Genomic DNA, 9,644 nt, shown 5'->3' with positions numbered 1-9,644 from the left:
ACCTGACCAGTTACCGGTCGCCGACCCGGCGGATCTCACCGCTCGTCCATGCCTGGGTAAGCGACTTTTCGCTCAGGTGAATACCTTCACGGCAGGCGTCGATCAGCACGACGACGTCACCGGCCCGGCTGTGTGCCAGATGCTGTTCGACGTCGATCGGCAGGCAGTGCCGGGTGAAGTCGGCCGCGCGCAGTCGTGCCGTGGCGGGCACGAGATAGTCCTTTCCCGCGCGGTGCACTCCGTGGCCGCTCAGCATGATCAGCAGCGTGGCGCCCGGTGGCGCGTGGCGGACGAAATCCTCGACGGCGATCGACAGTGAGCTCAGGTCGGCCGCGTCGGCGTAGGTGCTGACCGTGTACCCGGTCGCGGTGAGCGCTGTCGCAAGCCCACGGAGCTCGTCCGCGATGAACGGCATCTTCGTGATGCCGGGATCACCGTAGTCGGTCACTCCGACGAGCAGGGCCAAGCGCTCGGGCGCCATGGACGGATCAGGCGCCGAAGGTCAGCGTGATCGCGCCCCGCCCGGCGACCTGCGCGGATGTGCCGACAAGCGCGATGCCACCGCTGGCCGTCACCTCGAAGGTCACCTGCGCCTCACGCAGCGGCAGGCCACCCGGCTGGGCGGCGATGTCGTCGAACAGATCACGGAGACCGGCCGTGATCTGACGGAGGTTCTCCCGCAGCACCGTGACCGGAATATGCCGGATCGACGGCCCATCACCATCCCCGTCCCGCCGGCCGAACAGTCCCTTGTCACCGGACGGCTCCGGCATCCCGTCCTCATCCTCGATGCTCACGAGAATGGGCAGCGTTTCGCCTACGTCGGCCATGATGATCCCCCGATCAGATACCCAGCAATGGTGCCCGCATCATACGATCCGCGCGCATCCGGTCACGCTGATGCCTCGGGTAGCGGTCGCGTAGAGGCATTCGGGGGGTGCGCGAGCGCATGTGGTCCGGTCCCGTCGAGCGGGATGGATGGCTGTGGTGGTGCGGACGCCGGGAGGCTGATGACCATGGTGAGGCCGCCGGCGGGGGTGTCCTCGGGGGTGAGGGTGCCGTGCATGGCTTCGGTGAGGCCGCGGGCCAGGGCCAGGCCCAGACCGACACCGGTGGTGTTGTCGCGGTCGCCGAGGCGTTGGAACGGGCGGAAGACCTGCTCGCGGGCGTCGGCGGGGATGCCGGGGCCGTGATCGACCACGCGGAGTTCGACGCGGCCGGCGAGGTGGCTGGCGGTGATGGTCGGCGGGTGGCCTTCGGGGGAGTGGCGCAGGGCGTTGGCGGCCAGGTTCACCAGGACCCGTTCCAGCAGGGCGGGGTCGGCGTCCACGGTGGGCAGGTCGTCCGGCAGACGGATGGGGATGGCCCGGGCGGGGGGGCCGAGTTCGGCCAGGGCGTGGGGGATGACGTCGTCCAGTCCGATCGGGCGGGGGAAGACGCTGAGCGCCCCGGCCTGCAGGCGGGAGAGGTCCAGCAGGTTCTCGACCAGGCGGGTGAGGCGGTCGAGTGACTCGTCCGCGGTGGCGAGCAGTTCGTCGCGTTCGTCCGGTGCCAGCAGGTCACTGCCGTCACGCAGGCCGGTGACGGACGCCTTCGCCGCGGCCAGCGGGGTGCGTAGGTCGTGGCTGACGGCGGCGAGCAGGGCGGTGCGGACCCGGTCGGCCTCGGCGATCGGGGCGGCCTGGGCCGCGGCTTCGGCGAGGCGGCGCCGTTCGAGGGCGACGGCGGCCTGGGCGGCGAACGCGGTGAGGATGCGCCGGTCGGAGGCGGGCAGCGGCCGGCCGGTGAGCACCAGCGCCAGATCATCGCCGATCGGGACGTCCACCGCGCCCTGCCCCGGACGGGTGCACGCGTCCGGCCCCACCGAGAGCACCGTCCGCCAGCCGTCCCGCCCGTGCGGGCCACTCCCACCGTGGTCCCCATCGCCACCTCCGGCACCGTCCAGAGCGCCGTCCGGGGTGGCGTCCGGGATGCCGTCCCGGTCGGGGATGTCGGTGGGGAGGCGTTCGAGCAGGGTCGCGGAGGTCATGGCGAAGGTTTCACGGGCGCGTTCGAGCAGGGCGGGCAGGGCGTCCTCGCCGCGTAGGACGCTGCCGGCGAGCACGGAGAGGGTCGCGGCCTCGGCGGAGGCGCGCACGGCCTGGGCGTAGCGGTGGGCGGAGGTGTCGACGACCCGGCTGACCATGGCAGCGACCAGGACGAAGCCGGCGATGGCGAGGGCGTCGTTGCCGTCCGAGATGGACCACCGGTGCAGCGGCGGCACGAAGTAGTAGTTCAACAGCAGGCCGCTGGCCAGCGCGCACAGCAGTGCCGGCAGGAACCCGCCGACGATCGACATCGCCACCACGATGATCAGATAGCCGAGGATGTCGATGGCGAGGTCGACGGTGTCCCGGCCCAGGACGAGCACCGCCGTCAGCGCGGGCAGCAACGCGACCGTCAGCAGCATGGCGAGGACCCGGCGGCGCGGGTCCAGGCCGCGGCGGGCCCGGGGGAGCCGGAAGCCCGCGCCGCCGACCTCCGAGTGGGTGACCATGTGGACGTCGATCGGGCCGGACAGGTTCGTCGTGGTCACCCCGATGCCGGGATGCAGGATGCGGGCGAGGCGGCTGCGGCGGCTCGCCCCGAGGACGAGCTGGGTGGCGTTGGACGCCCGGGCGAAGTCGAGCAGCGCGGCGGGCACGTCCTCGCCGACGACCTGGTGGAAGGTGCCGCCGAGGCTCTCGACGAGCCGGCGTTGGCCGCCGAGCGCGCCGGGGTCGGCGCCGGTGAGTCCGTCGGAGCGGGCGACGTGGACGGCGAGCAGGTCCGCGCCCCTGGCCCGGGCGGCGATCCTGGCGGCGCGGCGGATCAGCGTGTCGCCTTCGGGGCCGCCGGTGAGCGCCACGACCACCCGTTCGCGGGTCTCCCACACGCCGGCGATGCGATGCTCGGCGCGGTAACGGTCAAGCTGGTCGTCGACCTTGCCGGCGAGCCAGAGCAGGGCGAGTTCGCGTAGCGCGGTGAGGTTGCCGGGGCGGAAGTAGTTCGCCAGCGCCGCGTCGACCCGCTCGGCGGTGTAGATGTTGCCGTGCGCCATCCGCCGGCGCAGCGCCTCGGGGGCCATGTCGACCAGTTCCACCTGGTCGGCCTGGCGCACCACCTCGTCGGGCACGGTCTCGCGCTGCGCCACCCCGGTGATCGTCTCGACGACGTCGTTGAGGGACTCCAGGTGCTGGACGTTCACCGTGGAGATGACGTCGATGCCGGCGGCGAGCAGCTCCTGGACGTCCTGCCACCGTTTGTCGTTGCGGCTGCCCGGGACGTTGGTGTGCGCGAGCTCGTCGACGACGGCGACCTTCGGCGCGCGGGCCAGCACCGCGTCGAGGTCGAGCTCGGTGAACGACGCGCCGCGGTGCTCGACGGAGCGGCGCGGAACCACCGCCATCCCGGCGAGCACGGCCGCGTCGACCATGGCGGCGGTGTGCCGGCGGCCATGCGTCTCGACCAGGCCGATGACGACGTCGGTGCCCCGGTCGAGGCGCCGACGGGCCTCGTCGAGGGCGGCATAGGTTTTTCCGACCCCGGGTGCGGCGCCCAGGTAGATCCGCAGAGTTCCCCGTCCCACACCGCCCATCCTGCACCTGTCCGGGCTGCGCGTAAACCTGCGGAACCGCCGCAGTGGTCGGTCTCCGCATTCGATGTTAGCGGCGCGTGAGAATACCCGGGGTGGCTGTTATAAGCCTGTGACAGAACTTCTGTTCCGGCTTTCCTGGCGCTTTACTGGGATCGCTGGTCGTGGGCCCTGCTCCAGGCTGGTTCCTGGGCGGTACGTCGGGGTGGAGGAGGCGAAGTATGCAAGACGTCATCTACGTCCTGCTGACGCTGGGATGTTTCGCGCTGCTGGCGCTTGTCTGTCGCGGAGTGGAAAAACTGTGAACGCGGAGAACATAGCCGGCCTGGTGCTGTCGATCGGGCTGGGAATATTCGTGCTGGCCGCCCTGGTTTTTCCGGAACGGTTCTGATGTCGACGAACGTCGCCGGTGTGCTCGCTGTCGCACTTCTCGTCGCCGTGCTGTGTGTGGGTTACCGCCCGTTGGGCGACCACATGTACCGGGTGTACACCGATCGGCGGCATCTGCGCGTCGAACGGGTCATCTACCGGCTGACCGGGGTCAACCCGGACGCCGGGCAGCGCTGGGGGGTGTACGCCCGCAGCGTGCTGGCGTTCTCGTTGGTCAGCGTGCTGCTGCTGTATCTGTTGGAGCGGGTTCAGGCGCATCTGCCGGGCAGTCTCGGTTTCGGTGGTGTGGCGCCGCCGTTGGCGTGGAACACCGCGGTCAGTTTCATGACGAACACGAACTGGCAGGCGTACTCGGGCGAGTCGACGATGGGCCATCTGGTGCAGATGGCGGGTCTGGCGGTGCAGAACTTCGTGTCCGCGGCGGTCGGCATCTCGGTGGCGATCGCGGTCGTGCGCGGCCTGGCCCACCGCCGCGCCCCGGTCGCCGCCGGCGCTGGCAGCCGCGACAACGCGCTGGACGCCGGCGAGGAGCTCGGGAACTTCTGGGTGGACCTGACCCGCACGGTCGTCCGGCTGCTGCTGCCGATCTGCGTGCTCGCGACGCTGGTGCTCATCGCCGGTGGGGCGATCCAGAACCTGCACGGCGACCGGCTCGTCGACACCCTCACCGGCGGCCATCAGGCGATCACCGGCGGGCCGGTCGCCAGCCAGGAGGCGATCAAGGAGTTCGGCACCAACGGCGGCGGCTTCTACAACGTCAACTCCGCGCATCCCTTCGAGAACCCCACCTCATGGACGAACCTGTTCGAGATCTACCTGCTGCTCGCGCTCCCCTTCTCCCTGCCGCGCACCTTCGGCCGGATGGTCGGCGACCGCCGCCAGGGCCTCGTGATCGTCTCGGTGATGGCGGTGCTCGCGATCGGCAGCCTGACCGCCGGCGCGGCGTTCCAGGCCGTCCACCACGGCACGGTGCCGACCGCGGTCGGAGCCGCCACCGAGGGGACCGAAACGCGGTTCGGGGTACCGAACTCGTCGCTGTTCGCCACGGCCACGACCCTCACGTCGACCGGCGCGGTCAACTCCTTCCACGACTCCTACACCAGCCTCGGCGGCGCCACGCTGCTGTTCAACATGATGCTCGGCGAGATCGCCCCCGGCGGGACCGGTTCCGGCCTCTACGGTATGCTGGTCCTCGCCGTCATCACTGTGTTCGTCGCCGGGCTGATGATCGGACGTACCCCGGAGTATCTGGGTAAACGCATCGGGTCGAGGGAGATCCGGTTCGCCGCGATGTACTTCCTCATCACCCCGGCCATCGCGCTGCTCGGTACCGGAATCGCCATGGGACTTCCGGGTGAACGTGCCTCGATGCTGAACTCCGGGGCCCATGGGCTTTCCGAGGTGCTGTACGCGTTCACGTCGGCGGCGAACAACAACGGCTCGGCGTTCGCCGGGATCTCGGTGAACACCACCTGGTACAACACCGCGCTCGGTCTGGCGATGCTTCTCGGCCGGCTGCTGCCGATGCTGTTCGTCCTCGCCATGGCCGGTTCGTTCGCCCGCCAGCAGCCGCTGCCGGCCACCGCCGGAACGCTGCCCACCCACCGGCCACAGTTCGCCGGCATGCTCGCCGGCACCGCCGTGATCCTCGTCGCGCTGACGTTCTTCCCGGCCCTCGCGCTCGGCCCGCTCGCGGAAGGAATACACGCGTGAGTACCACCCTGACCGCCGCCGGCCACGAGGGCTCTGCGGGCCACGAGGGCTCTGTGAGCCAGGAGGGGCCGAGCGGGCCGCGGCGGGTTGGCGGTGGTGTCCTCGACCCGCGTCAGCTGGCCCGTGGCCTGCCCGACGCGCTGCGCAAGCTCGACCCGCGCACCCTGTGGCACAACCCGGTCATGTTCATCGTCGAGGTCGGCGCCGCGTACACCACCGTGCTGGCCGTCGCGGACCCGTCGGTGTTCGGCTGGCTGATCACCGGTTGGCTGTGGCTGACCGTCGTGTTCGCCAACCTCGCCGAAGCGGTCGCCGAAGGACGCGGCAAAGCCCAGGCCGCGGCGCTGCGCCGCACCCGCGGTGACACGGTCGCCCACCGGCTCACCGCGTCCGACTGGTCCCCCGGCGACCCACCCGAGACGGTCACCACGGCGGACGTCCCAGCACCGCGGTTGGCCCGCGGTGATCTCGTCGTCGTGGTCGCGGGGGAGAACGTTCCCGGCGACGGCGATGTCGTCGAGGGCATCGCCAGCGTCGACGAGTCGGCGATCACCGGCGAGTCGGCGCCGGTGATCCGCGAGTCCGGCGGCGACCGCAGTTCGGTCACCGGCGGGACGCGGGTGCTCTCCGACCGGATCGTCGTGCGGATCACCCAGCAGCCCGGCGAGAGCTTCATCGACCGGATGATCGCCCTGGTGGAGGGAGCCGACCGCCGCCGCACCCCCAACGAGATCGCACTGAACATCCTGCTCGCGGCACTGACTGTGATCTTCCTGCTGGCCGTCGCCACCTTGCAGCCGCTCGCCGCCTACACCAGGAACCTGCAGCCCGCCCTGCCCGACTCGGCGACCCTCACCGGCCACGGCATCACCGGCATCGTGCTGGTCTCGCTGGTCGTCTGCCTGATCCCGACGACGATCGGCGCGCTGCTCTCGGCGATCGGCATCGCCGGCATGGACCGTCTCGTCCAACGCAACGTCCTCGCGATGAGCGGCCGGGCCGTCGAGGCCGCCGGCGACGTCGGCACCCTGCTGCTCGACAAGACCGGCACCATCACCTTCGGTAACCGCCAGGCCCGGGCGTTCCTACCCGTCGGCGGGGTCGACGAGCTGATGCTCGCGGACGCGGCCCAACTGTCCTCCCTGGCGGACGAGACTCCCGAGGGCCGCTCGGTCGTCGTGTTCGCCAAGGAACATCACGGCCTGCGTGAACGCGCCCCCGGCGAGCTGCGCACCGCCACCTTCGTCCCCTTCACCGCCCAGACCAGAATGTCCGGCGTCGACCTCACCGAGATCACCTCCCCCGTCCCCCCGGACGGCCCCACCAGCCCAGACAGCCCCACCAGCCCGGACGGCTTCACCAGTCCAAACAGCTCCACCAGCCCGGACGGCCCGACGGGTTCGGACGGCCCGGCCGGGTCGGAGGGTGCTGGGCGGCGCCGGCAGATCCGCAAGGGTGCGGCGAGCGCGGTCGTGGCCTGGGTGCGCGCGGCCGGCGGGGCGGTGCCGGACGAGCTCGCCGAGATCGTCGACCGCGTCTCCGCCGCCGGCGGCACCCCCCTGGTCGTCGCCGAGATCACGACCTCGGACGCGCTCCCGAACGCCCCGACCGCCGCCAGCCCGTCCAGCTCAGGCCCGTCCAGCGTCGGGCAGGGGCGGGTGCTGGGGGTCATCCAGCTCTCGGATGTGGTCAAGACCGGGATGCGCGAGCGGTTCGACGAGATGCGCCGGATGGGCATCCGCACCGTCATGATCACCGGTGACAACCCGCTGACCGCGAAGGCCATCGCCGAGGAGGCGGGCGTCGACGACTTCCTCGCCGAGGCCACCCCCGAGGACAAGCTGGCGCTCATCCGCGCCGAGCAGGCGAACGGCACGCTCGTCGCGATGACCGGGGACGGCACGAACGACGCCCCGGCGCTCGCCCAGGCCGACGTCGGCGTCGCGATGAACACGGGGACGTCCGCGGCGAAGGAGGCCGGCAACATGGTCGACCTCGACAGCGACCCGACGAAGCTGATCGAGATCGTCGAGATCGGCAAGCAGCTGCTCATCACCCGCGGGGCACTGACCACGTTCTCCATCGCCAATGACGTGGCGAAGTACTTCGCGATCATTCCGGCGCTGTTCGCCGGGGTGTACGGCGGCCTGGACCGGCTCAACGTCATGCGGCTGGCCACACCGGAGTCGGCGATCCTGTCCGCGGTCATCTTCAACGCGCTGGTCATCGTCGCGCTGATTCCGCTGGCGTTGCGCGGGGTGCGCTACGTCCCGAGCAGTGCCAGTGCGCTGCTGTCGCGGAACCTGACCCGCTACGGCCTCGGTGGCATCGTCGCGCCGTTCGTCGGCATCAAACTCATCGACCTGCTGATCCAGTTCGTCCCGGGGGTGGGCTGACCCATGTTCGCGCGACTTCCCGGCTGGGCCCGTAGTCACCTGGCCGCCCTGCGCATCCTGCTGGTGTTCACCGTCGTCTGTGGCCTGGCGTATCCGCTGGCGCTGCTGGCGGTCGCCCAGCTGCCCGGCCTGCACGACCGGGCGGACGGTTCGCTGGTCACCGACACCCGCGGCCGCACGGTCGGCTCGGCGCTGATCGGCCAGTCGTTCACCGACGGTGACGGCAACCCGATCCCGCGGTATTTCCAGTCCCGCCCGTCGGCCGCCGGCGACGGCTATGACCCGACGTCCACCTCGGCGTCGAACCTCGGCCCCGAGGATGTCGTCGACACCTTCGACGACCCGGCCACCCGCGACACCGACGAGACCCGACAGAGCCTGCTCACCCAGGTCTGCGCCCGCAGCCACGACATCGGCGCGTTCGACGGCGTCGACGGCCGCCGCCCCTACTGCACCGCCGGCGGCGTCGGCGCGGTCCTCGCCGTCTACCACGCCGGCCCCGGCTACACCGGCCCGATCACCCGGGTGATCAGCGTGGACGAACTGTGTCCCGCGAAGCCGTTCCTCACCACCTACGACGGGGTGACGGTCAGCTGCCGCACACTCGGCGATGATGTCGCCGCCGGCCGGCAGGTGCTCGTCCGCGGCGACGCCCCGGCGCGTCCCGCCGTGCCCGCCGACGCGGTGACCGCCTCCGGCAGCGGCCTCGACCCGCAGATCAGCACCGCCTACGCTGATCTGCAGATCGCCCGGGTCGCCCGCACCCGAGGGCTGCCCGCGGCGCGGGTCCGATCTCTGGTGGCCGCGCACACCACCGGCCGGGCCCTCGGCTTCCTCGGCGAACCGGCCGTGAACGTGCTGAACCTCAACCGAGCACTCGACGCGCTCACCCCAGCGCGGCAGTAGAAGCAGCGGTAGAAACGGGACGGAGGGGACGCGGGTGACCCGGATTCTGCTCGTCGAGGACGAACCGCAGCTGCTACGCGCCCTGCGGATCAACCTGCACAGCCGCGGCCATGAGGTCCGCGCCGCCACCGGGGGCGCCCAAGCGCTCGCCGAGGCCGCCGGCCACCCGCCCGACCTGGTCGTCCTCGACCTCGGCCTGCCCGACCTGGACGGCGTCGACGTCATCCGCGGCCTGCGCGGCTGGACCCGCGTCCCCATCATCGTTCTCTCCGGCCGCACCTCCGGCCCCGACAAGATCGCCGCACTGGACGCCGGCGCCGACGACTACGTGACCAAACCGTTCTCCATCGAGGAACTGCTTGCCCGCATCCGCGCCGTCACCCGCCGCGCCACCCCCACCGAAACCGCCCCCATCATCACCCTCGGCCACCACCGCATCGACTTCACCACCAAAACCGCCACCGTCCTTGTGGACGAGGCACCCGGCGGAGCGGAGCCGTCGGGCTCCCTGCGCCTGACACCGACGGAGTGGCGGCTGCTGGAGGTTCTGGTCCGCGAGCCCGGCAAGCTGATCTCCACCCGGGCCCTGCTCGACCAGGTCTGGGGCCCCGGCCACGGCGACGACA

At 71.2% G+C, this 9,644-nt stretch carries 8 protein-coding genes; 5 read left to right on the top strand and 3 right to left on the bottom strand.

What is annotated here, in order from left to right; translation table 11 throughout:
* Positions 1-10 precede the first annotated feature (10 nt).
* From G6R24_RS14595 to G6R24_RS14585, 3 genes are all read right to left on the bottom strand, one after another.
* Entirely contained in the window at positions 11-481 is a 471-nt protein-coding gene (locus tag G6R24_RS14595) for a caspase family protein (RefSeq protein ID WP_163549799.1), read from the bottom strand.
* Positions 482-488: 7 nt separating this feature from the next.
* A complete protein-coding gene (locus G6R24_RS14590) occupies positions 489-797 on the bottom strand; it encodes a Pepco domain-containing protein (RefSeq protein WP_225438540.1) in 309 nt (102 codons plus the stop codon).
* A 95-nt stretch (positions 798-892) separates the two neighbouring features.
* Complete coding sequence (locus G6R24_RS14585; protein ID WP_163549797.1) at positions 893-3,616, bottom strand: sensor histidine kinase; 2,724 nt, start codon at positions 3,614-3,616, stop codon at positions 893-895.
* A gap of 298 nt (positions 3,617-3,914) precedes the next feature.
* Here G6R24_RS14585 and G6R24_RS14580 point away from each other — a divergent pair, with 298 nt between their 5' ends.
* The 5 genes from G6R24_RS14580 to G6R24_RS14560 form a co-directional block, all read left to right on the top strand.
* Positions 3,915-4,004, top strand: a complete 90-nt coding sequence (locus G6R24_RS14580; protein WP_163549796.1) for a potassium-transporting ATPase subunit F — start codon at positions 3,915-3,917, stop codon at positions 4,002-4,004.
* Positions 4,004-5,716 carry a potassium-transporting ATPase subunit KdpA gene (kdpA, locus tag G6R24_RS14575; protein ID WP_163549795.1) on the top strand — a complete coding sequence of 571 codons (1,713 nt, stop codon included), beginning with the start codon at positions 4,004-4,006 and terminating at the stop codon, positions 5,714-5,716. Before G6R24_RS14580 ends, kdpA begins: the two co-directional genes overlap by 1 nt.
* A complete protein-coding gene (gene kdpB, locus G6R24_RS14570; protein ID WP_420811347.1) occupies positions 5,713-8,112 on the top strand; it encodes a potassium-transporting ATPase subunit KdpB in 2,400 nt (799 codons plus the stop codon). The genes kdpA and kdpB overlap by 4 nt, the downstream gene beginning before the upstream one ends.
* Positions 8,113-8,115: 3 nt before the next feature.
* Complete coding sequence (locus G6R24_RS14565) at positions 8,116-9,018, top strand: potassium-transporting ATPase subunit C (RefSeq protein WP_163549794.1); 903 nt, start codon at positions 8,116-8,118, stop codon at positions 9,016-9,018.
* A gap of 34 nt (positions 9,019-9,052) precedes the next feature.
* The coding region (locus G6R24_RS14560) for a response regulator transcription factor (protein WP_163549793.1) at positions 9,053-9,644 on the top strand (592 nt) is incomplete at its 3' end.

It is taken from the genome of Candidatus Frankia nodulisporulans, from assembly GCF_902806475.1.
Taxonomy (GTDB): domain Bacteria; phylum Actinomycetota; class Actinomycetes; order Frankiales; family Frankiaceae; genus Frankia; species Frankia umida.
The sequence above is the reverse complement of the archived record's forward strand: the minus strand, read 5'-3'. Positions and strand labels throughout refer to the sequence as shown.

Excerpts from the sequence above, each read along its gene's own strand:
- G6R24_RS14595 (WP_163549799.1), bottom strand. The coding sequence starts at position 481 with ATGGCGCCCGAGCGCTTGGCCCTGCTCGTCGGAGTGACCGACTACGGT.
- G6R24_RS14585 (WP_163549797.1), bottom strand. The coding sequence starts at position 3,616 with ATGGGCGGTGTGGGACGGGGAACTCTGCGGATCTACCTGGGCGCCGCA.
- kdpA (WP_163549795.1), top strand. The coding sequence starts at position 4,004 with ATGTCGACGAACGTCGCCGGTGTGCTCGCTGTCGCACTTCTCGTCGCC.
- G6R24_RS14565 (WP_163549794.1), top strand. The coding sequence starts at position 8,116 with ATGTTCGCGCGACTTCCCGGCTGGGCCCGTAGTCACCTGGCCGCCCTG.